The organism is Streptomyces sp. NPDC006314 (assembly GCF_040613075.1).
GTDB lineage: Bacteria > Actinomycetota > Actinomycetes > Streptomycetales > Streptomycetaceae > Streptomyces.
The window spans coordinates 36,685-59,237 of record NZ_JBEXRL010000018.1 but is presented as its reverse complement, the minus strand read 5'-3'; the positions used below and the strand labels follow the sequence as shown (position 1 = coordinate 59,237).

The window sequence follows — 22,553 nt, the reverse complement described above, 5'->3', positions numbered from 1 at the left end:
CTCCAGCCGGCAGGTATGTGGCTGCAGACGGTCTTGGTCATTCTGTGTTGCAGGCCAGGTCGATCAGCTGATGTACGACCGTTGCGGGGAGCGCTGCGTTGCTGGCGGCGACCTCAGCAGTGTCCGGTCGCGGAGCAGGCGGGCAAGGACGGGGATGGGGAGTCGAGGGTTTCTTGTGGCCGCCTGGCGGGTCCACCTCGGTGAACCCCAGCTTCGCCGCGAGGCGCATCGTGCGGTCCTCGGCGGTCTGGGTGCAGAGCACCACCGGCTCGCTGGGGAGCACGTCGGCTGACCGGTCGAGTGCCGCTGCGCACGCCGCGGCGGCGTAGGCAGAAACATGTAACCGGGCTCGGTCTCCCCGGCATCGGTCGGATGTGACCCGGCCGCTCCGCGTTCGCGCCGATCGAGCGTGATCATGCCGATCATCGCTCCGTCGAGATCGATCACCCGTGATCAGCGGACCCATCTCGGAGAGCGGGTCGTCACCGGGGCCGATCCGCAGCCTGCGCACCCGCTCGGCGATCCTGCCGACCAAGTCGTCACCGGTGTCCCCGACCGCCACGACCACCGACACGGCCATGCAACGCTCGCCCGCCGAGCCGTAGGCCGCATTGATCGCCTGGTCGGCCGCCAAGTCCAGGTCGGCGTCGGGCAGGACCAGCATGTGGTTCTTGGCGCCACCCAGGGCCTGCACCCGCTTGCCGTACTCGACCGCCTTGAGCCGGATGTACCGGGCGATCGGCGTGGAGCCGACGAAGGAGACAGCCTCGACGTCCGGATGTTCCAGGAGCCGGTCCACGGCCACCTTGTCATCCTGCACGATGTTGAGTACCCCGTCCGGCAGGCCTGCCTCGGCGGCCAGCTCGGCGAGTCGGATCGAGGCGGAGGGGTCCTTCTCGCTCGGCTTGAGGACGAAGGTGTTGCCGCAGGCGATGGCGAGGGGGAACATCCACATCGGCACCATGGCCGGGAAGTTGAACGGGGTGATGCCCGCGACCACGCCCAGCGGCTGGCGGATCGCCGCCACATCGACACGGGTGGAGACCTGCGTGGACAGCTCCCCCTTCAGCAGCGACGAGATACCGCAGGCCAGTTCGACGATCTCCATGCCGCGCGCGAGCTCGCCGAGCGCGTCGGAGTGCACCTTGCCGTGTTCGGCGGTGATCAGCGCGGCGATCTCAAGGTCCCTGGCACAGGACAGTGGGGCCGCGCGCGGCGGGCGAAGCCCTGGTCGGTCTCGTGGTCGCAGCGGTGTCCGGGCGGCCTTGGTGCTGGACGTGTGTGTTCCTTGGTCGGAGCACATGTTCAGACGAAGGCCGCTTGCGGGTACGGCAGTTACCGGACCGAGTGATCAAGTTCGACGCACCATTCGACGCCGGACGTCAAAGATCAAGCTAGCAGTGCCCGTCCGCGCTCACGTCGTAGCCTCCACGACGAGTCCAGCCCGGCGTCGCGCGCCTCGGGCACGTCATCCACGACGAGGGTTCTCGGCGCTCTCACATGGTCGAGGGCGAGGTGGCGGCGGGCTTCGGCGAACAGGTCCTCGTCCTGCTGCTGCCGGCCGACTTCCGGCTGCGCCCGCTCGGCGCCCTCGCGGACCTGGCGCCGCTGACCGCCTTCGGTATCTGCATCGGCGCCCTCTCCTTCGCCCTGGCGCTCCACTCTCGCAAGCAGTAGAGGCTTTTCTACGGGAGATGCAGCAGGTCATCTCCTTCACCCTGCTGCTGCTCTCCGGCGTCCTGCTGCCCATCGCCCGCGGAGGCACCCCTGACAAGCGAAACCGCTCCCCGCGCACTGCGTCCCGTGCCCCGCGCGCCGTGGACGTCTGGTTCGAAACCCCGCCTACCCCTATACCTGGCTCCTCCCGCTGGCTGACCGAGGCGGCTCGGGTCCGCCCGCTGGTACGCGGCGAGTCCGGTGGATGAGGTGTGCCCGGGGTGAACGTCCGGTGATACTGGGCGTCGTGGAGACGGAGGGATGGGGAATGCCGGTGGAGCGGTTCGGCCCGTATGTCGTCCTGGAGGAGCTGGCCAGCGGAGGCATGGGGCGTGTTCTCCTCGCGCGTTCCCCGGGAGGCCGTACCGTCGCGGTGAAGACGCTCCTGGCCGACTCGGCCGACGACCGGCGGAGATTCGCCCGCGAGGTACGGATCGCTCAACGGGTGCGCGGCATCTACACGGCGAGCGTGATCGAGGCGGACGCCGAGGCCGCGGTGCCGTGGATGGCGACGGAGTACATTCCCGCCCCGTCACTGCGTGACCTGGTCGAAAGCTGCGGGGTGCTCGGGGCGGACGCGCTGCACTGGATAGCCGCCGGCATCGCGGAGGCCTTGCTCAGCATCCATGGGGCCGAACTGGTGCACCGGGACATCAAGCCGTCCAACGTGCTGCTGCCGGTGGAGGGTCCGCGGGTCATCGACTTCGGCATCTCGCAGGCCCACGACGTCACCCGGACACAGGCGGCGCTGGGCACGGTGGCGTACGCGTCGCCCGAACAGGCGCGGGGTGAGCCGACGACCGCGGCGTCCGACGTGTTCTCCCTGGGCGCGACGCTGTTCCACCTCGCCGTGGGCCGTGCGCCCTACCGTGACGGCGGAGCCGGATCGGCGCTGGAGCAACTCGTGCGCACCGCGGCGGGTGAACTCGACGTCACCGGTCTACCCGGCGACCTGGAGGAACTCATCCTCCCGTGCCTGCGCTTCGACGCCGCCGCCCGGCCGGCGCCCGAGCAGATCGTGGCACGCGCCCAGGAACGGCTGGAAGAACGGCCCGGCGCCCGGAGTGGCAAGGACTGGCTGCCGGGGAACTGGACCGAGGCCATCGAGGGCCACCGCACGCAGCGCACTCACGCGGTGCGGGAGGCGCGACGCCGGGTGGAGCCGGACGCTCGGATCCAGCCGGTCCAGCCGTCGCGGCCGACCGCACACCTGATCACGGCGCAGGGCACCAGCCCGGTGACCCGGCGCCCGAGAAACCTGGTGTTGGCGGCCGGCGGGGCCGTTGTTGCTTTCGCCGTCGGCGCCCTGCTGGTTCTGCGTCCCTGGACCGCGGAGGCCGGAGCCGGCGGAGCGGGGGAACCGGACGGTCCCGTGGGCATCCTGCCGGTGCTGAGCGAATCGCCCGGAGTGTGCCCGGCGGACTCCCCAGAGGGGCGGTCCTGGACGTCCGACGACCGCCAGACCTGCGTGGTCACGGCCGACGAAGAAGGGCTCACGCTACGGCAGTTCAAGAGCGTCAGGGCCTTCTACCAGTCGGAGAACGGCCTGCACGGGTGGACGGTGGAAGTCACCCTGGACGACGGCGCCCGGGCCGCCTTCTCCCGCCTCACCGAGAAGGCGGCGGGACAGCCCCAGCCGCGGAACGAACTGGCCTTCGTCATCCAGGACTCGGGCCGTCTCCTGGCCAACCCCGCCATTCTGGAGAAGATAACCGGCCCCAAGGTCCCGGTCGCCCTCAACCTCAAGAGGAACGAGGCCCGCTTCATCGCCCAGGCCCTGGGAGCCCGCTAGGTTGTCGGCAGCGTGTGGTGACGGTCAAGCGCATGGAGCACCCCGCAGCTCTCGACCAGGTCACGCAATGACGGGGCGGGCGCGCTGCTTTGCCGCCGGCCTTCGGCCCGTCGGGCCGACCGCGCACCGGCGCGCTTCACCGAATGGACCACCGCCCGGGTCTGGGTGAAGCTCCACCGCGTCATCCTCGACGAACTCGGCGAACTGCATTCGCGCGGACACCTGGACTGGTCGCGATGCGCGATCGACTCGGTGACCAGGCGAGCCCAACATGTTGCTGGGCCGTCCGCGTGGCTGTTGATCCCGGTGGCACGAGTACTCCGGCGCGGCTCCTCAGCAGATCGCCCGAGTGCTGGCCCGCCGACGCGGCGAGGACGATCTCGACCGGACATCCAAGGGCACTTTCGACCGTCTCCGCTGAGCCCAACGACATCACGCAATCGGCGTCAGTGGTTGTTCTCCTCCGGTGTTAACGGCCTTTCACGCACGGCAGTCCCGTGACTCCCGCACCTACGTTCATGGGCAACAGCAGAAACCGTCAGCCAAGCCAGAGGATGTCCACAACGTAGAGCCGCGCGGCCGGCCGATTGATCCAGTACACGACGGTGAGCTGCCCGACCGAGGCGGAGCGGACGTCTTCCCCTTCGGGGTCACGACTGTCGAAGGCTGGGAAGGACCACGGGTCGCGGCCTGCGATGTCCAGCACGTCACGCACGATCTGCTGGGCGTGGTCGGGGAGCTTGGCTAGGACGTCAAGGGCCTTCGGGGACAGGCGGGCGCTGAAGGTGTCGCTCACGGGCGGGTCCCGAACACGTCCGCGGCGTCGACGCCGTCGGAGTCGTCCATGCCGCCCTCGGAGAACGCGGTCACGGCCGGCAGTGCGGCGAGACGGCCCTGCCAGGCGCGGACGACATCGTGCAGCGGGGTGAGGCTGTAACTGAGCCGGGCGTCGTCCAGGGCGGTTGCCCAGTCCCGCTCGAAGGCTGGTACCCAGCTCTCCGCGCGGCTGCAGGCCCGCAGTTGCGCGCGCAGCTGCGCGGCCGCCGTCGGCGCCAACGCGGACGACGGGGCAGCGTGGTCGGGCTGGGCGCTCATGACTCCTCCAGACGTCGTGCTGCCACGGTATCGCCGGGCGGACTGGCTCGGGGGCCTTTCGGGGTGTATGAGGGGTGTGGACTGCCGCAGGGCCGGGATGCGTACGAGTGGGGTCATGTAGGCGGCGTGGCGGTGCCGCCACGCTGATGAATCGTCGGATCATGCCGGGTACGGCGAATGGTCCTGTTGACGAGTGTGGCTCTGGCACGGATTTCCTGATCGGTTACGGTGCACGTTGGCCAGTGGTACCCGGCAGTGGTGCACTGATGGCCAGATCTTCGTCGAGTCTGGCTGCCAGGTCCTCGGCGAGGGTCGGAACATGGCGAGTGGCCCACTGCTTGGTGAGAGAGAGAAAGCCTTGCAGTCCCTCCTGCACGCTGCGCAGGATCCCCGGTAGGTCACCCACCACGATCTCGATGGGCTGCCCGGAAGGAGCTTCTTGAGCGTCTGCGCTGTCCGGCCACAGCTGCACGATCTCGTCGGCATGCTCAAGCCTTGGTGAAGGGTCATGGCCGAGCCACAAGGTTTCTCCGCCTGCGACGTCGAGCCACTCGCGCCAGTCCTCCAGGCCACAACAACATCCTGGCTGGACGGTGACATCGGTTCGGGTGTCGTGAACGCGCAGACCTCCTGGTGCGATGATCTTGTCGCTGTCCAGCAGGCGGCGAATCGCCTCGCTGGCGCCCGTCAGGGGGCGATCGTGGTCCCCGGTCCGCGAGTTGTAGTCGGTCAGCATGGCCAGCGCGCTGCCGACTTCAGAGGGGGACATACTGGCCGACAGAGCCATGAACTGGTAGGGAGGCAGGTCAGCCACCGGCCAGAAAGAGAAGGCGACGGTGTCGGGGGTTTCCAGGACGGCATTCACGATCAACACCGCGTCATTCTCGCCTCGGGCGGGTTCAGCCCGCCTGGCAATTTCTCCCGGGGCTCATCCGCCGGGAGAACGCGCTTCCGGAGGAGTGCGAAGCGGGCGGGGCCGGGCATCTGGCGCTTGAGCATCTTGATGCGGTTGACGTGCCCTTGCACGACGCCCGAGGGATTCGGCCGGTCGGTCCGCTGTTGCTGTGGCCCTCGGCCGGCGCTGGTCTCCGCAGGACTAGGGGCTGCGGAGACACGGCCTGTACAGCCTCCGTCCAGACCGCCCCGATGGTCACGCCGGTGGCGCGCCGTGGACCGGGCGGCAGCCGGCCTTCGTCCAGTCGACCGGCTGGCGGGACGCGGCCGCGCCAGGCGGGGGGACGCGGGGACGGCGGCGGAATCAGGGCTATGCGTGGCGGGGTCAACGCCCCTGGCGCTGATGCATCGCCTGTTCGCGAAGGGCGTCGATGAGTGTCGTGACGTGGGGCCGGTCGCTACGGCTGATAGCGACGACGCCGATGTGCCGGATCGGCCCCGGTGTCTTGATCGGGACGGTGCGTAGGCCAGGGATCTCCGGGGCGAGCGCAATGGAGGGGATCAGGGAGATCCCCATGCCTGCGGCGACGAGGGAGCGGGCGAAGAAGTAGTCGGTGGTAGTGCCGCGCACTTCCGGAGCGAAGCCGGCGCGCTCGGCGTAACGGCGCAGATAGGCCTCGGTCTTCAGGCAGCCGAGCACCCAGGGTTCGGCTGCCAGCTCGGCGAGGTCGAGCGCGTCGCGGTCGGCGAGTCGATGCCCTTGCGGCAGGACGACGTGCAGGGGGTCTTCCAGGAGTGCCGTCCACTCCAGGCTGGAGCTGCCCGGCCCGACGGGTAGCGGGCCGTCGAAGCGGTAGGCGAGGGCGAGGTCCACGGCGCCCTGGCGGACCAGGGGCAGAGTGTCCTCGGGTTCGCCCTCCCTGATGTGGACCACGGTGCGGGGATGGGCTGCCGTGAGCCGGGAGAGAGCGGCCGGCAGCAGAAGCCTGCCGCCGCTGGTGAAGGTGGCGACGGTGAGTAGGGCACGGCCGGTGCTGAGCTGGGCGACCTGTTGTTGTGCGTGTTCGAGCTCTGCGGCGACGGATTCGGCGGCGCCGACCATGATCTGGCCGGCCTGTGTGAGGGTGACGCCGCGGGTGCTTCGGGCGACGACCTGGGCGCCGAGGCTGCGCTCCAGGGCGGCCACGTGCTGGGAGACGGCCGAGGGGGTGAGGCGAAGAGCCGTGGCCGCCTGATTGAAGCTGCCGTACTCCGCCACCGCCCGCAGGACGCGGAGCCGCTGCACATCGATCAACAGTTTTCCTTAATGCGCATCCAGTAAGTCAGGACTTCTGCTGATGACCATAGGTATCCAGGATGGGGGCATGCAAAGGATCTGCGTCATCGGCGGAAGTCGGTACTTCGGAAAGCTCCTGGTGAAGCGCTTGCAGACCACGGGCCACCAGGTCACTGTGATCAACCGCGGCTCCACCCCGCCGCCCGCCGGCGTCGAGCACTTCGTCATCGACCGAAACGACGAGGCCGCCCTGACGGCCGCGCTCGACTCCCGCACCTTCGACGTCGTGGTGGACCAGGTCTGCTACACCCCGGTGCAGGCCGCTATCGCCGCCCGCGCCTTTGCCGGCCGCACCCGACGCTACGTCATGACCTCCACGATCGAGGTTTACGACCCCGCGACCGCCGCGTTGCCGGCTGTGCCGGCAGGCACGCCGGTGCCGGAGCCGATCGTGGACCCGGCCGCCTGGCTGGTGGCCATGGATCTGCCCTGGCACGACGACGGGTACCTGGAGGCCCACTACGCCGAGGGCAAGCGCCAGGCGGAGGCCGTCTTCGTCCGCGCCGGCGGCTTCGAGTTCGCCTCCGTGCGCAGCGCCCACGTGCTGGGCGGCGGTGCACAGGAGTTCACCGGCCGGCTGGCGCACTACACCGGACGCATCTCCCGGGGCGGGGCGATCACTGTGCACACGAAGGCGCTGCCCACGGTCTTCATCCACTACGAGGAGCTGGCGGACCTGCTGCTGTGGGCGACCACGGCCGAGTTCACCGGTCCGATCAACGCCTGCTCCGACGGCCCGCTCGACGTACACGACCTCGTCGCGATCATCGCCACGCAGGCCGGCCGGGAGCCCGTCTACCGGACCGTCCCGGCGGGCGAGGAGGCTTCGCCGTTCTCTTTCGACCGCCACTACGCCATGAGCAACGCCCGCGCGAAGAAGCTGGGCTTCTCCTTCTCCCGCACCACCGACTGGCTGCCCGGCGCCGTCGCCGAAGCCCTCACCACCGAGCCGTCACCCACCGCCTGAGGATCAAGTCACCATGCAGTACCGCACCATCGCAGACACCGCCGTCAGCGCCATCGGCCTGGGCGCCATGCCGCTGTCCATCGAGCACCGCCCGGACGAGGCGCGGGCCATCGCCACCGTCCACGCCGCCCTCGACACCGGCGTCACGCTCATCGACACCGCCGACAGCTACCACTGGCATGCCGACGAGGTGGGTCACAACGAGCTCCTGATCGCCCGCGCCCTGGCCCGCTACGGCGGCGACACCTCCCACGTCCTGGTCGCCACCAAGGGCGGCCGCGGCCGCCCCGGCGACGGCAGCTGGACCGTCACCGCCACTCCTGCCCACCTCAAGCGCGCCGCCGAGGCCTCCGCCAAGCGCCTGGGCGTCGAGACCATCGGCCTGTACCAACTGCACAAGCCGGACCCGGCCGTGCCCTGGGCGGAGTCCGTCGGTGCCCTGCGCGAGCTGCTCGACGCCGGCACGATCCGCGCCGCCGGGATCTCCAACGTCACCACCGCCCAGATTCGCCAGGCGCACGCGATCCTCGGCGACGGACTCGTCTCTGTGCAGAACCAGTACTCGCCTGCCGTACGCGCCAGCGAGCCCGAGCTGCAGCTGAGCACCGAGTTGGGCCTGGCCTTTCTGCCCTGGAGCCCGCTGGGCGGCATCTCCCGCAGCTCCCTCGACGGCCCGTCCGGCCCGGCCTCGGCGGGCACAGCCTTCCACCGCATCGCAGCCGAGCGCGGCGTCAGCCCCCAGCAGATCGCGCTGGCCTGGCTGCTCGCCCGCTCCCCGGCAGTGATCCCGGTACCGGGAGCCAGCCGCCCGACCTCCATCACCGACTCGGCACATGCCGCGGAGCTCACGCTGAGCACGGAGGAGCTGACGCAGCTTGAGGACGCTCTGCCGGGCTGAGGTAGGTCACGGGGCGTCGCTTGCCGCACGACCGGTGCGACCAGTGCGTCCACACGGGGAAGGGGGCGAGGGGTACGGCGTCCTTGGGTGGTGGGCCGTCGGCGCGGTCCTGGCGCTGGTGAAGCCGAGAGCGTTACTTCGCCCCTATCCGATACCTCCTCAAGTGTCCGGCGCCGGTCGAGAGACCCACGGTGATGAGGAGGAACAGCACGTTGCAGGTGCCCAGAATACAGGCCGGGACCTGACTGGCGCTGGGACGGTGGCCCAAGCGGGAGGGCGCTCGGGCCTCGGGATCGATGGTTACCAGCACGCGCTCCCCGACCGTCAGCCGAGTGATCCCCGCTTCCAGGGGACGGTGTGGGAGATTCCTGGGGACGGCGAGGTCGTAGGTGTACGCGGGGGCGGTCTCGACCCCTCCGCTGCCGGAGAACCGGTGCACATGCTCCTGTCGCACGGTAGCCGTCACTTCGAGACCGCGGTCATGCAGCGCCTGGCGCTCCGCGGCGAGGGTCCCAGTGACGACGTGCACCGCGAACACCACGGCCGTCGCCCAGCCCACGAAGCTGTACTCCGTATCGGTCGCCGCCCAGGCCGCCAGGCCCAGGACGGCGCCTGCGCACAGCGCGGTCAACACGGCCCACTTGGCGTCGTGTGCGTACGCCACATGCTCGTACCACGTCGAACCCCCTATGAGCGTGGCGCCGGTCGCCAGCCCCAGCGCGAGGCCCGGAACCAACTCCACAAGCACCGGCTTCCGCACAGCCTGCTCCCCCCAACTCGCTCCGCCGCGCGCCGTTTTGTCTCCTCAGCGTCACGCAGAACACAGCAGCCCACCAGATGTATTGCCCTGCGGGGTTTGGGACGCGGCCGGCGGGTGGTTGACCCTTCAGCGCGGTGCGTCCGCGGTCGTGATCGCAGGGATGCAGCCACTCGCCGAACGCGTGGCCTCGTTCGGTCTCCAGCCGGTAGGGGCGGGCATAAGCGCACTCGAGGAGACGGTGACCGACATCGAGTCGGTACTCCAGCCGGACTTCTGGATTTTCCCTGGTCAGCGGCCTGACAGCGGGGTGTGCGGACGACGCGCCCCACGGTGGGCCCATCTACGCAGGTGTTGGGGCCTTGCATGCGCCCGCCTGTTATGCTTTCCGGACGCCGGGGGGCGATCTGCGGATCGGGTATGCGGAGCACGAAGTGTTCAGGGTGGGCCGATTGGTTTCAGGATCCTCCCCGCGCCTGTTCACCAGCCGGTGCCGTGACCGCGCGCCGCCGGTCCGTCAACGCGGAGGAACCAGTTGACCCAGCCTCGGGCGAGCCGCAGGACCATCCTCACGACCCTGGTGGCGGCCGCCGCCGGTGCGCCGGTGCTGAGCGCCGTGAGCGGGGCGCCGGCTGTTGCCGCTGGGAGTGACCTGTACACCTCCAATTCCCACCTGTACCAGAAGACGGTCGAGGGTCAGGACTTCGCTCGCCGCTTCAAGCGCCACGAGTTCGCCGACGCCGACAGGACCACCACGCCCCGCCCTCGCCTGACGAGCGTGCTGGCCATCCACGGCGGCGGGATTGAGATGGGCACCTCCGAACTGTGCCTGGGCATCGCCGGCTACCGGCCCGACACCCTTGAGCCGGTTACCGCCGGGACGCCGCTGTACGACTACTGGATGCTCGAGGGACTGCGCTCTTCAGGCAACACCGAGCTGCACGTCACCGCCACGCACTGCGACGACCCCGTCGCCCGTTCCATGGCGGCGGCCAGCGCCAACGTCCTCAGCCTGCACGGCTGCACCGCTGCCCAGGCAGGAGCACCGGCCGGCCAGCCGAAGGCCGTGGTGGTGGGGGGCCTCAACGCGCGCTTCGGCCAGTTGCTGTCCACCAAGCTCGGTGCCGCCGGGTTCCAGGTGCTCGGCGGCGATCCGGAGGACCTGAACGGCGACCTGCCCGAGAACATCTGCAACCGCACGCTGACCGGTGAGGGGGGCGGGCAGCTGGAGATCACCACCGAACTCCGCCAGAGCCTCTTCGGCAACTACTCGGGAGCGGCGAACCGGGCCGCCACCACCAACGACGACTTCTGGAAGTTCGCCACCGCCTGCCGCGAAGCCATCGCGGCCATGGAAGCGCAACAGCTCGCCCGGCCCAGTCTTTTCGACTACTGACGGGCAAGGCGAATCCACCGCCCCCGAAGGAGCCCGCGCGGACCTGTGGGAGGGGCGACCGTGCACTCCCCTGCGCAGCGCCATCATGACCCGCGCGATGTCTCTGGGGCACATGTCCGGCATCTGTCCCCACTGGCTGCCCCCGCTCACCGACTCGTCGCATCCGCGTCCGGTCTGGGGGAGCGGCAGGCACCCCAACGCCCCGAGGTGGGCGCGCTGATGACCACCTCGGCCCTCGCCATCGCGGGCGCTGCTTTCCAAGCCCGCAGCGTGAACGACGGCCTGCTCACCCTCGGCGATGGTTCCATCCAGCTGGCGTCTCGTCACTGCGGCGAGACAATCTGAGCCTGGGGCAGGAGCCGGAAGACACGGCGGTCGGAAGGTGCCGGAGGCGCGGGGGTTTGGCGGCCTGGGCCAGAGTCGCGTAGCCGATCACGCGGCCGTTGAGGCCGTGGGGGTGCGCGCCCTGCCGGGCCGTCTTTGCGGCCCCCTCGTTCCATCGGGCGGACACCGGCTACCGGTCACCGGACGGCAGGGCTCCGCCTGCGCCCACGGCTGGGCTTTCGGTCACCGTGCCGACCACGCGACGTCAGCGCGGCCCGGGCACCCGCTGGTGAGGCTGCTGCCGTCATGACCAACATCATTCTCCGGCGGCGGATAACCGCCGTTTCCGGCGCGACTCGATTCACCCTGCCGCCGGCTCCCCGGGCTCCGTCAGACTTTCGGACGGAATAGACCACGTGGAAATGCGGGGGACCAATGATCTCTGCTGTTCACCGTGCCGTCGTCATCGGCGCTGGACACATGGGCACCGCCATTATCGCCGGGCTTCGGGAGAAGGCCCCGGAGCTGCCACTCGACGTCGTCGAGATCGCAGAATCCCGGATTCGGTTGATGCGCGAGGAGTTCGGCATCCGCACTCGTTCCCACTACGAACCGCAGCCCGGAGACACGGTCATCCTGGCCGTTCAGCCCCAGCAGTTCCAGGAGTTCGCAGCAGCGCAGCGGGACGGCGCATTCAAGGACGCGCTCGTGGTCTCCGTCATGGCCGGGGTGGGCATCGCGGCGATCACGTCCCTGCTGGGCACCAGCCGGGTCGTGCGGGCCATCCCGAACACGCCGTCCCAGGTCTCCCAGGGGATGACGGTGGTGTGTCCGGGAGCGGACGTCACCCGTGCCGAGAGGGAGCGCGCCGAGCGGGTGCTGTCCGTCATCGGCCGGGTCCTCACGACTGCGGACGAGGCGCTGATCGACGACGCGACGGCGTTGTGCGGGGGTGGCCCGGCCTTCGTCGCACACATCGCCGACGCCTTCGCCGGCTTCGCCGTGAAGGCCGGCTTCCACCCGGATCAGGCGCGGCTGATGGTATGCCAGGTCCTGCGAGGCACCGCTGATCTGCTGGAGTCGACGGGCCGTGACCCGCAGGAGCTGTGCCGGGAGGTGACGACCCCGGGCGGTACCACCGAGCGCGGCCTGTCGCACATGCGCGAGCAGGGGCTGCGGGATGTACTGGTGGAAGCGCTGGGCAGGTCGGCGAACCGGTCGCGCGAGCTCGGCGCAATCGGACGCACTCCCTCGGCGGACACCCGCACCGGCGGCGGGCAGGGGCGGTGAAGGGGGCTTCCATGCTGGGCGTGATGCGCAGCCGCCCTGACGCCGCGTCACCGACGGTCACATCCCGGGATTCGTACGAGGCGTACTTCGGGCTGGGTCATGTGCTGCGACTGGTCGACCGCCCGGGGGTGTTCAAGCTCAGCCCGGCCGGTCTGGCCCTGGGCGACTTCCTGGTCCGCAGCGTGGACCCCTGCCTCCTGCGGGGCCCGGTGCTCGACATGGGCACAGGCAGCGGTGTGCAGGCCCTGCTGTTGCGCAACATCGGGGTCCGGTCCATCACTGCCACGGACATCTCCGTGGCCGCGGTGAAGACGGCCGCCGAAAATGAATTGCTGAACTTTCCCGACAGCCGGATCGCCTTCCACACGGGAAGCCTGTTCAACGGGCTGGCGACGGAGGGGCCGTTCGATCTGATCGTGTTCAACCCCCCGGGCTGGCGCACTCCGTCCGATGCGTGCCGACGGGAGTTGGAGCGCGGTGGAATCACCGATCTCGACCTGTCGGCGATGTTCTGCGGGGAGAAAATCCTGCTCGATTTCCTTCTGGAACTGCCCCGGCATCTGACGGCGGGCGGACGCGCCGTGATCGGACTGAACTCCCTGATCGGCATCCGGGACGTACTGTCTGTTTTCACGCACCGCAGCGCAGGCGACGCGGCCGTTGATTTCCGGCTGATCGAGCGACACAGCTTCCCGCTGTTCTTCTATACGAAGGGTTGGCAGGCGGCGCGCGACATCCTGCTCGGGGAGTTCCAGCGCTGGCGGGAGGAGGCCGGCGCGGCGTTCAGTGTCGCGGCCGACGGCACCCTTTACTGGTCGTACGAGATCGTGGAGTGCCGACTGAGTCGCCGGCTTGGGGAGACCGGCCTATGAGCGACCCAGGTGCTGCAAGCGGCGGCGGCGTGCGCGGCGGTCACGCCACCGCCGGCGTGGCCGCCATGGCGGTCGCCAACGTGATCCTCGGGATGTCCTCCCTGTACTGGCATGCCCTGGCCGACGTGGAGCCGACGACACTGCTGGGCTACCGGGTGCTGGTCTCGCTGGTCACACTGGTCGCGGCCCTCGCGCTGCTGGGCCGGGTGCGGGCGGCGCTGGAAACGGCCGCCGACGCACGGCTGCTGACCGTACATCTCACTGCGGCCGTTCTCGTGAGCGCGAACTGGCTCACGTTCATCTGGGGGTCGATCCACGGGCGGGTCATCGAAACCGGTTTGGGCTATCTGATCGCACCGGCGGTGACCATCGCCATGGGGGTGCTGGTCATGCGGGAGCGGCTCGGTGCCCTGCGTGGAGCGTCACTTGCCCTGTGCCTGCTGGGTGTGGCACTGCTCGTCCTGCGCAGCTCCGAACTGCAGTGGTGGGTGTACGTCACGATCGGGGTGACGTGGGGGCTGTACAGCTTCCTGAAGAAGTTCACCACCGCCGATCCGGTAACCGGGCTCACCCTGGAGACGGCCGTACTCGCAGTCGGCACGGTCGTCGCCGTCGCCGCGACGCCCTACTCACTTGCCCCGGGGCCGACCGCCGACGGGTGGGACATCACGCTGCTGGCGGTCTGCGGGCTGGTCTCCGTCACGCCGCTGTGGTTGATCTCCTACGGCTCGAAGAAGGTCACACTCGCGGTGGCCGGGTTTCTCCAATACCTGCTGCCCACCACCCAGTTCGTGGTCGCCGTCACCTTCTACGGCCAGCGGCCCTCCGGCAACACCGTGGTGTGTTTCGCGATCGTCTGGCTGTCCTTGGCCTCCCTCGTCGCTGCTTCCCTTCTGCGTGCCCGCAGGACGGCGCACGGACCTCAGCGGCACACGGCTGCACCTGCAGGAGAGAAGCGTGAACAGAATCAGCTGTGATGTGCTCGTGGTCGGCATGGGAGTCTTCGGCTCCGCCGCCACCTGGGCCCTGGCGGAACAAGGCGCCACGGTCCTCGCCGTCGACACCCATGGTCCTACCCACCGCTACGGATCCTCCCACGGTGAGAGCCGCATCTTCCGGCGGGCCTACCGGGAAGGCGCGCACTATCTGCCGCTGCTGGCAAGGGCCCACGAACTGTGGACCGAGCTGGAGCAGAGGCACGGGGACACGCTGCTGGTCCGCAGCGGCGGGGTCTTCATCGGCACCACCTCCAGCGGGGTCGTCGAATTCAGCCGACGGACAGCGCAGGTCGGCGGGATCGCCCATGAGCTGTGGACCGCTGCGGAACTCGCCGAGCACTTCCCCTGGTTCGACGTCGACAGCGGCATGTCGGCGCTCTACGAACCCGGCGCCTACGGCATCCTGGCGAGCCGTGCCCGCCTTGCCATGCTCGATGCCGCCGTGCGGCGCAACGCCGTGCTCCGCTTCGGCACGCAGGTGGTGGAGGTAAGGCCCGGCCGGGATGGAGTGGCGGTGCGCCTGCGCTCGGGCGAGGAGGTCCACTGCGGTTCCGTCGTCATGGCGGCCGGTCCCTGGATGCGAGGGTCCCTGCCCGCGGGGTTGGACCAGGTACTGCGGCCGGTACGGGTGCCGGTCTACTGGTTCCGCGCGGCGCCCGCTCTGGGGACAGCCGGCTTCCCCGTCTTCCTCTATGAGGAGCCCGAGGGCGGGGTCCTGTACGGACTCGCCGAGTGGGGCCAGGACGGACAGTTGGTGAAGATCGGCTTCCATGACCGTCAGCACCAGCCCGGGGACCCGGCGGACGCGGTGACCCCGCAGGTACCCGAAGGCTTCCGGAAGGAGATTGAGACGGCGGTCGCCCGCGTCTTCACCGGTATAGAGCCCAAGCCGCTGGCCTGGCGGACCTGCTTCTACACGATGACACCGGACGGCGACTTCCTGATCGACCGCGTCCCCGACGCACCGGCCATCGTCCGGGTTTCCGCCTGCTCCGGACACGGCTTCAAGTTCGCCCCGGCCGTGGGCGAGTGCGCTGCCGCCCTCGCGCTCGGTGAAGCACCCGGAACTGATCTGACCGCATTCGCCGCTGCCCGCTTCACCGGCGGCCGGGACTGACCCGTGGGGCCCCGGCCTCCCTCCTCACCCTCCGGACCGCCGACAGGCCGCTCCAGGTGCCTCGAAGCGCCGAGACGTCGTCGGACACGGTGGTTGCCCCCGTCCGGACGCGGGCGACCGCGGCTCTACCGAGGCCACCCGCCGGGGCCTGTGCGACCGCGGCCGTAGCCACGTCATCTGCCAGGACGTCACACGGCGAGGACCCGGATGCCCTCCTCGAAGCGGCGCACGGTGTCCTGCCCCACCGCTGTGTCCGTGACGAGCGTGCCCACCAGCTTCGCCAGATCCGGGCGAACGCCCGCTGGCCCGGTTTGCTGGAGTCGGCGGCACCACAACCGTTCGACTCGCTGGCACAGCAGCCGCTCTGGTCGCGGCCCCGGCCTCGTCGTGCACCGCCGCGCCGCGCATGACGCCGAACGCCACCACGCCGAGCACCGCCACGTCGAGCACCGCCACTTCGAGCGCGATCTGCCTCGGTGCGCGGCCTCCAGCAGCGATACACGATCCCCGACATGACCGCCCAGGCGCGCTGCACATGCTGCTCAGCCACATTCGACCGCAAGGGCATCCGAGCTGGGAACTCAACACCTGCCTGGTGGGCCACGACCAGGTGAGAAGGTGGCGGGCAGCGCTGGGTAGCACCCCCCGGTGGCAGGCCAGGACGCCGCCGGACCGGCGCACCCACAGCCGCCCCACGACGCACCGATGAGTGTCGGCCGGGCGCCCCGGCAGCGACTCGGTGGGCCATGCCCAGCACCGCTCGGTCAGGGATTTCGAGGTTGGCCGGAGGGGCGGGCCGACGGTCTGGAATGCTCATTGCCCGCTGCGGATCTTGTCGATCTCCTTCTCGAAGGCCTTCATTTCCGCGATCAGCTGGTGGTGTGCGTTCTCCTGCGCCTCGTCGCCCTGTTCCTTGAATGCCCGGCTGTAATACGGCTTGAGTTGCGTCCACCAGCCGTAGTCCAGCATCGCCCATGCCTGCGGGCACAGTGGAGCGCGGGTCTTCGGCAGGTATCCAGCACCGACCAGGGGCCCGTAGAACTTCTTCGGGGCGCTCCCCTCGAGGTAGCAGAGGAAGTTGAAGACCCGTTGCTGGGTGACGGGGTGATCGCTCGAGAGTCCCTCCAGCGTCAGCTTGCCCTCCTCGCGGGCGAGCTCGTCGAAAAGGATCGCGGCTGCCAAGGACGGACCCGGTCCGACCTCGTTGACGGTGTAGAACGAAGCGAACCCGTCGGCGGCGTCCTCCTCGAGGCCGAGGTTTCGAAGCAGAAGCTGACGCTGCAGAGCATGGCCCATCTCGTGGCCGAAGATGAACTGGGTCGACAGCGCGGTAAGGTCGTCGGCGTTGAAACTGGCTTCGGGGAACAGGGCGGGACGCTCGACGGTCTTCACCACGGTGCCGAGGACCCCTTGGATCTGGGTCAGAAACGCCGGGGGCACAAAGATCGTCCTGCCGTCTGGCTGGGTGACCGCATCCGTAACACCTGGTGGGACCTTGTCCGTGACTCTCACGGCCAGGTCATGCGGCAGGGCGACGGACTGGTTCACCCAGCCGGCGACCTGCTCGAGCACACGAGACTTCCGGATCACCGCTGTGGCCGGCCGGTCCTTCGGCTTGATCGTGCTGTCGTAGACGACCGTGACCCTGCCGCTCACGTCGGCCCTGTTGCCGTCACCGCCGCACGAGGCGACCGCGCAACCGGCAATGAGCAGCGCTCCCGTGAAAGCACTCCTCATGACGGCCGAGTACCCACCACTGCTCAGCACCCTGGTCAGCTCTTTCCTTGGTCAAGACGTCGGCGGGCGATCGCACACGCGGATGGTAATCAACGGACCCAATGTCCGCAATGATCCCTTTTCGGCGATTTCATCCCGCCAGTGAAGCCTGAGCAACCGTCCGCAGGACCCTCAGTGTGGGCGCCGGTCGAGTTCCTTCACTGTTGCGAAAGGCCCATCGAAGAGCAGGCCCGCGCACCCGGTGTTTTCACACCCGTCTGGCCAGGCCGGAGCGGCCGGCAGCTGTCCGGGGGAGGTGATTTCGCGACCCGGTGCCGCACCGACGGGCCGGTGGCTGGATGTGGCGAAGGGCCCGGCTGGTGCCGGGCCCCTCGTCCTCGTAGCGGGGACAGGATTTGAACCTGCGACCTCTGGGTTATGAGCCCAGCGAGCTACCGAGCTGCTCCACCCCGCGTCGGTGATGCCACTCTACACGGTGACTCTCGCGGGGCGGTGCGCATGTGCCTTCGTCAGCCGCGCACGATGTTTTCGGCCTGGGGGCCCTTCTGGCCCTGGGTCACGTCGAAGGTGACCGGCTCGCCCTCTACCAGCTCCCGGTAACCGTTGCCGGTGATGTTGGAGTAGTGGGCGAAGACGTCCGGGCCGCCGCCGTCCTGGGCGATGAACCCGAAGCCTTTTTCGGCGTTGAACCACTTCACGGTGCCGCTGGCCATGCTGCTTGTCCTCCGATATCGCCGAGAGGTCCCGGCTGGTCTGTGGGCAGGGCCCTCCGTAGCCGGAAGGCACCCAGCATCCGTTCTACCCCGTCGGCGCGCGGTTATCCGACTTTTCCGCCGGTCGCAGCGTGCCGGGTACTGGAGCCGGTCGCGGTGCTGCGCGGGAACGGTTGGCGCGGTCCTGCGCTGGTCGGCGAGTGCCCCGGACACACGGACAGGCGCGGGGCTCAGCGTACGGCGACGCCGAAGGATCGGGCCGACTCGGCTTTCCTGGTAGCCCCGGCACGCTCGGAGGAACGACAGCGTCGGCCCGCGCCGCGCACGGCGAGGCTCAGCAGCTCCGGGGCTGGGTCGGCGTACAGGCAGGTTGAGCCCGTCGGCGAGCCGCTCGCGGTCGGGCGACGACCGCCGCGGCGGCGTCCCGAACGGCCGGGCCGGAGTCGAGGAGCACCGCGGCATGCCGGGCGCGCAGCTCCCCGAGGTGGCCGCGGGCCTCGTCGAGGACGCCGAGCCGGGCCTCGGGGGTGTGGCCGGCCACCGGGCCACGGCGTCGGCGATCCGGCGCGCGGTCGGCCGAGGAAGTCGGCGTCGCCGTCGCCGGCGACGCCTCCGGCCGGTGGCGGCACCCCGTGCGCCGGCACCGCACCCGCCACGACCTCTCCCCCGCCTACGTTCCCCCTGACGTCGCCGCCGAGCTGACGCGGCACGGGCGCGGCGGCTCGGGGCCGCCGCGCAACCGGCTGAGCGAGGGTCCGATCCCCGGCCGCGGCCGCGCCGCCCCTCCCGCCCCGCCCCTTCTCCTCCACTCCGGCCAAGGGACATGGGCGAAAGCGGCCGCAACGGGGATGTCAGCGGGCCGACACGCCGAAACAGCGTGGTGACCGGCAGGGTCTACTCATACATGGCGCTCGGCGGAAACGGAGCTGGCGCAGTGGCCGCCCTCGGCACAGCCGTCGAACCAGTCGACGACCACACCGCCTACGGGGCCATCTCGTACGCGCCGGACAACGCCTCGACCCGCTGCCAGACTCGCTCCGTGCGCGCCTCATCGACGACCGGCCGCCGGATAGAGCCCAGCGCCCACTCCTGCTGCTGTTCGGTCGCCGAGTCCTTGCCGTGCAGTTCGACGGCGTGCGCGGAGAAGTCCCGCACGAGGACGGCGAAGAGTTCGTCGAGCACGTCCTCGTCGAGTCCGGTCAGGGCGGCCTGCTCCAGGACGAGCTGCCCGTGCACGACGAGGGCGAAGAGCTGACCGACGGAGAGGACGAGGTCAAGGTCGCGGCTCTGCTCCGCGTCGGGGGCGGCCGTGGCGACGAACGCACAGAGCGCGTCGGCCTGTTCACGCAGACGGGCCACGTTGGGCAGGCTCGCGTACGCGTCGAAGGCGGGTCGCCAGTCGTGGAAGCGCACCGAGCCGAGGCCGCGGGCCGGTCCCTGCCGGAACAGGAAGTCGTCGTCGGCCGCGTCGAGGCGGGTCGGCACACCGGGGTACTCAACCGGGTCGAGGAGGTGGCTGCGCATGAACTTCAGGATCAGCGCCAGGTTCACGTGGACCGTGCCCTCCAGCTTCGGCAGGCTGCGGATCTCCACGGCCGCCTGGCCGAAGTAGTTGTCCTTCTCGAAGCCCTTGGCGGCGATGACGTCCCACATCAGGTCGATGACCTTCTCGCCCTCCGTGGTCACCTTCATCTTCGTCATCGGGTTGAAGAGCAGGTAGCGGCGGTCGTCCGGGCCGGCGGAGCGGAAGTAGTCGACAGCGCGGTCACTGAACGACTTCATACCGACGAGCCTGACGTACGCGTCGGTCAGCTCGCGCCGGACGTGCGGGAAGCTGGTGACGGGGCGGCCGTACAGGATGCGGTTGTGGGCGTGGGTGACGGCCTCGTACATCGCGTGCTCGCAGATGCCGATCGAGGCGGTGCACAGGTTGAACTTTCCGACGTTGACCGTGTTGAGGGCTGCGTCAAAGGCGGCGCGGCCGGTGTGCAGGACGTCCTCGGCCGCTACGGGATAGTCCTCCAGGCGGAACTCGCTGACGAACTTCGAAGAGTCGACGACGTTCTTGACCAGGTGATAGGCCGGGTGACGGCTGTCGGCTGCGAAGAATACGTAGCCGTCGGGGCCCTCGACGTCGGTACGGCGGCCGAAGACGGAGACGAGTCCGGCGGCGTTGCCGTTGCCTATGTAGTACTTGGAGCCGGTGGCACGGAAGCCGCCGTTGCCGTCGGGCTCGAGCAGCATGTCGGTGGAGTAGATGTCGGCGCCGTGGGCCTTCTCGGACAGGCCGAACGCGAAGACCTCTCCCTGGGTGAGGAGTTCAGCGGCGCGTACGCGGGCGGCGGCGTTGCCGCTCTGCCAGACCGGGCCGAGGCCGAGGATCGTGACCTGCCAGGCGTACCAGTAGTCGAGGCCGTAGAAGCCAAGGATCTCGTTGAGCGCCGCGATCCGGGCCGTGTCCCACCGCTTGTCCGGTTCCCCTTCCCCCGCAACGAACGACGGCGTCAGGAAGGTGGCGAACAGGTTCTCCTTCGCTGCGAAGGCCAGGAAGTCACCGAGCCAGGCACGGGTCCGGTAGTCCTCGATCAGCCTCCGCTTCCCGCGCTCCTCGAACCAGTCGACGGTGGCACGCAGCAAGCGGCGCGTCTCGGGGTCGAAGTGCGCGGGGTCGTAAGTGCGCGGGTTGAACAGCAGCTGGTCAGCCATGGTAAGGACGCCTTTCGTCTGGTGGGCGGGTGGGAATTGGGACGTCTGACTGCTGAACTGGCCGGATCGGGAGGACCGGCGGAGGGCGGGGCGGCGATCAGCGGCCCGGACCGAACCGGGCCAGCGTGGCAAGCACGTCGTCCAGCCAGTCGATCATCATCCGCTCGTAGGCGATGCCGCCGCGCAGTACGACGTGCTGGAGCTCTCGCTCCGCGTCGAGCGGCGCCTCCGGACCCGCGGCGCTTGCCTCGGGCCCCGTGAAATCCCGCACCTGTCCTGCGAGATAGTGCGCCAGCCGGTCGCGGTGCGCCTGCCGGTGCCGCTCCACCTCTCGGATCAGGGCGGTCGGATCATTGAAGGCGGCGCCCCGGATCTTCACGGCCAGGTCGTGGCGGACGCTCTCCGGCTCGATCGGATCGTGCAACCAGGAGGACAGCGCGGCCCGGCCGAGGTCGGCGACCCTGTACTCCTTCTTGTCCGGCCGGCCCTGCTGCGGGATGTCCCGGACGTCGACCCAGCCGTCGGTCTCCATGCGCTTGAGCACGCGATAGATCTGTTGGTGGGTCGCGGTCCAGAAGTAGCCGATGGACCGCTCGAAACGCCGAGCCAGCTCATAGCCGGATCCCGGCCTCTCCAAAAGCGACACCAGGATCGCGTGTTCGAGCGCCATGACGCCGATCCTTCTATGCAACTCGTTGCATAGCAAGCCTCGCCCTCTCCGATGCGACGCGGCTCACCCCACGACGGCCCCTCCCCCAACGGCAGAGCACCCACCGCCCGCCCTGGGGAATCGGGCTCCGCATGCCGTGCTCAGCACCCATCCACCGCTCCCGAAGCATGCCCCCGCTGCCGCCTCACCACCCGACAACCCAAGGACCACCCCAACCAACGATGTGGCCACCCCGGGCTGCACGTGACGGCAACTGACGCCGGTGTGGCAACCGGGGACCGTAAATCCACCTGATCACGGCCAGGAACGGGCTGCCCCTGTCGCTGGGCATCTCCGGCACCGACCCGCACGACAGCCTGGTCTGGAGCCACCGGTGCGCGGCATCCCGCCCATCGTCTTAGTCCGGCCGCGTCCCGAGCCGCTCGGCCAGGAAGGCGATGATCTCGTTCCGGGCCCGCATGGTGGGATGACCGTCCTGGTCGACGAGGTGTGCCGTGACGACACTGTGGGCGCAACCGACGACGTCACGGAAGAAGGGCGGAGGGTTCGTGTTCGCCGTCTCGGCGTCGAGTACGCGGCCGTCGAACGCGTCCCCGAGCAGCGCTCGGTAAGCCGCGAACCGCTGGCCAGTGCACCACCTGTCGTTGTCGAAGCGGTAAGCGAGAACCTTCAGTCCGTCTCGCGCTACGCGTTCAACCACGGCAGCGGCGTCTTCGTCGCTGATCTCCAGACCGCCGGGGTCGTCGAGCGGAAGCGACGGATGGTTGACCACAGGTGCGATGACGGCGGGTTCGAGCGCCATGGTCAAAGCGAAGTTGCCGGTGAAACACAGACCGATGGCACCGACACCAGGCCCGCCACGCTCGGCGTGCGCCAGGCGAGCGAGGCCGCGCAGCCATGTGACGACGGGGCTGGTGCCGCCGCCGGCAAACGCTCGGAACTCGGCGCTGACGCACGCGCGTCGCACGATGGTCTCGCTTGCCTCGGCGAGCGGATAGGCACCGTCGACACCGAAGAGGGAGGGCAGGTACACGGAGAAGCCGGCATCACGCACCCAACGCGCGAACCGCGCGACGTCGGGGCTGATACCCGGCATCTCGGGCATGAGGATGACTGCCGGCCCCGACCCGGCAACGTACACGGTCTTGTCAACGCCATCGACGCTGACGGCTCTCCGTGAGAAGTCGTCCAAGGGGTCGCTGTGGCCTCGCATGATCGTCATGACCGAGATGATGATGAGTGGCCGCCCCCCTGAGAAGCGGCGTGATCGCCATG

20 protein-coding genes, 1 tRNA gene and 4 pseudogenes are annotated in these 22,553 nt (G+C 69.4%); 10 read left to right on the top strand and 15 right to left on the bottom strand.

What is annotated here, in order from left to right; all coding sequences use genetic code 11:
* Window positions 1-193 precede the first annotated feature (193 nt).
* Both ABZ079_RS27885 and ABZ079_RS27880 read right to left on the bottom strand, forming a co-directional pair.
* Window positions 194-447: pseudogene (locus tag ABZ079_RS27885) on the bottom strand (GNAT family N-acetyltransferase); the annotation flags it as partial.
* A 1-nt stretch (window position 448) separates the two neighbouring features.
* Window positions 449-1,180, bottom strand: a pseudogene (locus ABZ079_RS27880) (aldehyde dehydrogenase family protein); the annotation flags it as partial.
* 320 nt (window positions 1,181-1,500) lie between these two features.
* Here ABZ079_RS27880 and ABZ079_RS27875 point away from each other — a divergent pair.
* Both ABZ079_RS27875 and ABZ079_RS27870 read left to right on the top strand, forming a co-directional pair.
* Window positions 1,501-1,677 carry a hypothetical protein gene (locus ABZ079_RS27875; protein ID WP_356942196.1) on the top strand — a complete coding sequence of 59 codons (177 nt, stop codon included), beginning with the start codon at window positions 1,501-1,503 and terminating at the stop codon, window positions 1,675-1,677.
* A 286-nt stretch (window positions 1,678-1,963) separates the two neighbouring features.
* Window positions 1,964-3,508: a protein kinase gene (locus tag ABZ079_RS27870; RefSeq protein ID WP_356942195.1), complete on the top strand. Its 1,545-nt coding sequence runs from the start codon at window positions 1,964-1,966 to the stop codon at window positions 3,506-3,508.
* Between the two features lie 538 nt (window positions 3,509-4,046).
* On the opposite strand, the gene ABZ079_RS27865 is transcribed toward ABZ079_RS27870, so the two are convergent.
* From ABZ079_RS27865 to ABZ079_RS27850, 4 genes are all read right to left on the bottom strand, one after another.
* The gene (locus ABZ079_RS27865) at window positions 4,047-4,304 is read right to left on the bottom strand and encodes a hypothetical protein (RefSeq protein ID WP_356942194.1); all 258 of its coding nucleotides are present in this window, start codon (window positions 4,302-4,304) and stop codon (window positions 4,047-4,049) included.
* Entirely contained in the window at window positions 4,301-4,603 is a 303-nt protein-coding gene (locus ABZ079_RS27860) for a DUF6247 family protein (RefSeq protein WP_356942193.1), read from the bottom strand. Before ABZ079_RS27860 ends, ABZ079_RS27865 begins: the two co-directional genes overlap by 4 nt.
* Before the next feature lie 223 nt (window positions 4,604-4,826).
* Window positions 4,827-5,477 (bottom strand): hypothetical protein, encoded by a 651-nt coding sequence (locus tag ABZ079_RS27855; protein ID WP_356942192.1) that lies wholly within the window; start codon window positions 5,475-5,477, stop codon window positions 4,827-4,829.
* A gap of 405 nt (window positions 5,478-5,882) precedes the next feature.
* Window positions 5,883-6,791 (bottom strand): LysR family transcriptional regulator, encoded by a 909-nt coding sequence (locus ABZ079_RS27850; protein WP_356942191.1) that lies wholly within the window; start codon window positions 6,789-6,791, stop codon window positions 5,883-5,885.
* Between the two features lie 70 nt (window positions 6,792-6,861).
* Between ABZ079_RS27850 and ABZ079_RS27845 the strand changes: the two genes are divergently transcribed.
* Together ABZ079_RS27845 and ABZ079_RS27840 are read left to right on the top strand one after the other, a co-directional pair.
* On the top strand, window positions 6,862-7,800 hold the full coding sequence (locus ABZ079_RS27845; RefSeq protein WP_356942190.1) for an NAD-dependent epimerase/dehydratase family protein: 939 nt from the start codon (window positions 6,862-6,864) through the stop codon (window positions 7,798-7,800).
* A 13-nt stretch (window positions 7,801-7,813) separates the two neighbouring features.
* Window positions 7,814-8,698: an aldo/keto reductase gene (locus ABZ079_RS27840; RefSeq protein ID WP_356942189.1), complete on the top strand. Its 885-nt coding sequence runs from the start codon at window positions 7,814-7,816 to the stop codon at window positions 8,696-8,698.
* 133 nt (window positions 8,699-8,831) lie between these two features.
* Here ABZ079_RS27840 and ABZ079_RS27835 read toward each other — a convergent pair whose 3' ends face one another.
* Together ABZ079_RS27835 and ABZ079_RS27830 are read right to left on the bottom strand one after the other, a co-directional pair.
* Window positions 8,832-9,458: a hypothetical protein gene (locus tag ABZ079_RS27835; RefSeq protein WP_356942287.1), complete on the bottom strand. Its 627-nt coding sequence runs from the start codon at window positions 9,456-9,458 to the stop codon at window positions 8,832-8,834.
* 79 nt (window positions 9,459-9,537) lie between these two features.
* Window positions 9,538-9,693 (bottom strand): annotated as a pseudogene (locus ABZ079_RS27830) (IS481 family transposase); the annotation flags it as partial.
* A 297-nt stretch (window positions 9,694-9,990) separates the two neighbouring features.
* On the opposite strand from ABZ079_RS27830, the gene ABZ079_RS27825 reads away from it, so the two are divergent.
* The 6 genes from ABZ079_RS27825 to solA all read left to right on the top strand — a co-directional run bounded on the left by ABZ079_RS27825 (window position 9,991) and on the right by solA (window position 15,452).
* Window positions 9,991-10,851 (top strand): poly-gamma-glutamate hydrolase family protein, encoded by an 861-nt coding sequence (locus ABZ079_RS27825; RefSeq protein ID WP_356942188.1) that lies wholly within the window; start codon window positions 9,991-9,993, stop codon window positions 10,849-10,851.
* Window positions 10,852-11,070: 219 nt separating this feature from the next.
* On the top strand, window positions 11,071-11,196 hold the full coding sequence (locus ABZ079_RS27820) for a hypothetical protein (protein ID WP_356942187.1): 126 nt from the start codon (window positions 11,071-11,073) through the stop codon (window positions 11,194-11,196).
* 414 nt (window positions 11,197-11,610) lie between these two features.
* The gene (proC, locus tag ABZ079_RS27815; RefSeq protein ID WP_356942186.1) at window positions 11,611-12,465 is read left to right on the top strand and encodes a pyrroline-5-carboxylate reductase; all 855 of its coding nucleotides are present in this window, start codon (window positions 11,611-11,613) and stop codon (window positions 12,463-12,465) included.
* Window positions 12,466-12,566: 101 nt separating this feature from the next.
* Window positions 12,567-13,337 (top strand): methyltransferase, encoded by a 771-nt coding sequence (locus ABZ079_RS27810; protein WP_356942185.1) that lies wholly within the window; start codon window positions 12,567-12,569, stop codon window positions 13,335-13,337.
* Window positions 13,334-14,314 (top strand): hypothetical protein, encoded by a 981-nt coding sequence (locus tag ABZ079_RS27805; protein ID WP_356942184.1) that lies wholly within the window; start codon window positions 13,334-13,336, stop codon window positions 14,312-14,314. The genes ABZ079_RS27810 and ABZ079_RS27805 overlap by 4 nt, the downstream gene beginning before the upstream one ends.
* Entirely contained in the window at window positions 14,295-15,452 is a 1,158-nt protein-coding gene (gene solA / locus ABZ079_RS27800; RefSeq protein WP_356942183.1) for an N-methyl-L-tryptophan oxidase, read from the top strand. The genes ABZ079_RS27805 and solA overlap by 20 nt, the downstream gene beginning before the upstream one ends.
* 188 nt (window positions 15,453-15,640) lie before the next feature.
* Here solA and ABZ079_RS27795 read toward each other — a convergent pair.
* The 7 genes and pseudogenes from ABZ079_RS27795 to ABZ079_RS27765 form a co-directional block, all read right to left on the bottom strand.
* Window positions 15,641-15,899 (bottom strand): annotated as a pseudogene (locus ABZ079_RS27795) (alkaline phosphatase); the annotation flags it as partial.
* Between the two features lie 366 nt (window positions 15,900-16,265).
* A complete protein-coding gene (locus ABZ079_RS27790; protein WP_356942182.1) occupies window positions 16,266-17,189 on the bottom strand; it encodes a DUF4344 domain-containing metallopeptidase in 924 nt (307 codons plus the stop codon).
* 380 nt (window positions 17,190-17,569) lie between these two features.
* Window positions 17,570-17,643: transfer RNA gene (locus ABZ079_RS27785), tRNA-Met, on the bottom strand.
* A 55-nt stretch (window positions 17,644-17,698) separates the two neighbouring features.
* A complete protein-coding gene (locus ABZ079_RS27780) occupies window positions 17,699-17,902 on the bottom strand; it encodes a cold-shock protein (RefSeq protein ID WP_030850640.1) in 204 nt (67 codons plus the stop codon).
* A 981-nt stretch (window positions 17,903-18,883) separates the two neighbouring features.
* Window positions 18,884-20,608, bottom strand: a complete 1,725-nt coding sequence (locus tag ABZ079_RS27775) for an acyl-CoA dehydrogenase family protein (RefSeq protein WP_356942181.1) — start codon at window positions 20,606-20,608, stop codon at window positions 18,884-18,886.
* A gap of 97 nt (window positions 20,609-20,705) precedes the next feature.
* On the bottom strand, window positions 20,706-21,278 hold the full coding sequence (locus ABZ079_RS27770; protein ID WP_356942180.1) for a PadR family transcriptional regulator: 573 nt from the start codon (window positions 21,276-21,278) through the stop codon (window positions 20,706-20,708).
* Between the two features lie 397 nt (window positions 21,279-21,675).
* Entirely contained in the window at window positions 21,676-22,500 is an 825-nt protein-coding gene (locus tag ABZ079_RS27765; RefSeq protein ID WP_356942179.1) for a dienelactone hydrolase family protein, read from the bottom strand.
* Window positions 22,501-22,553 lie beyond the last annotated feature (53 nt).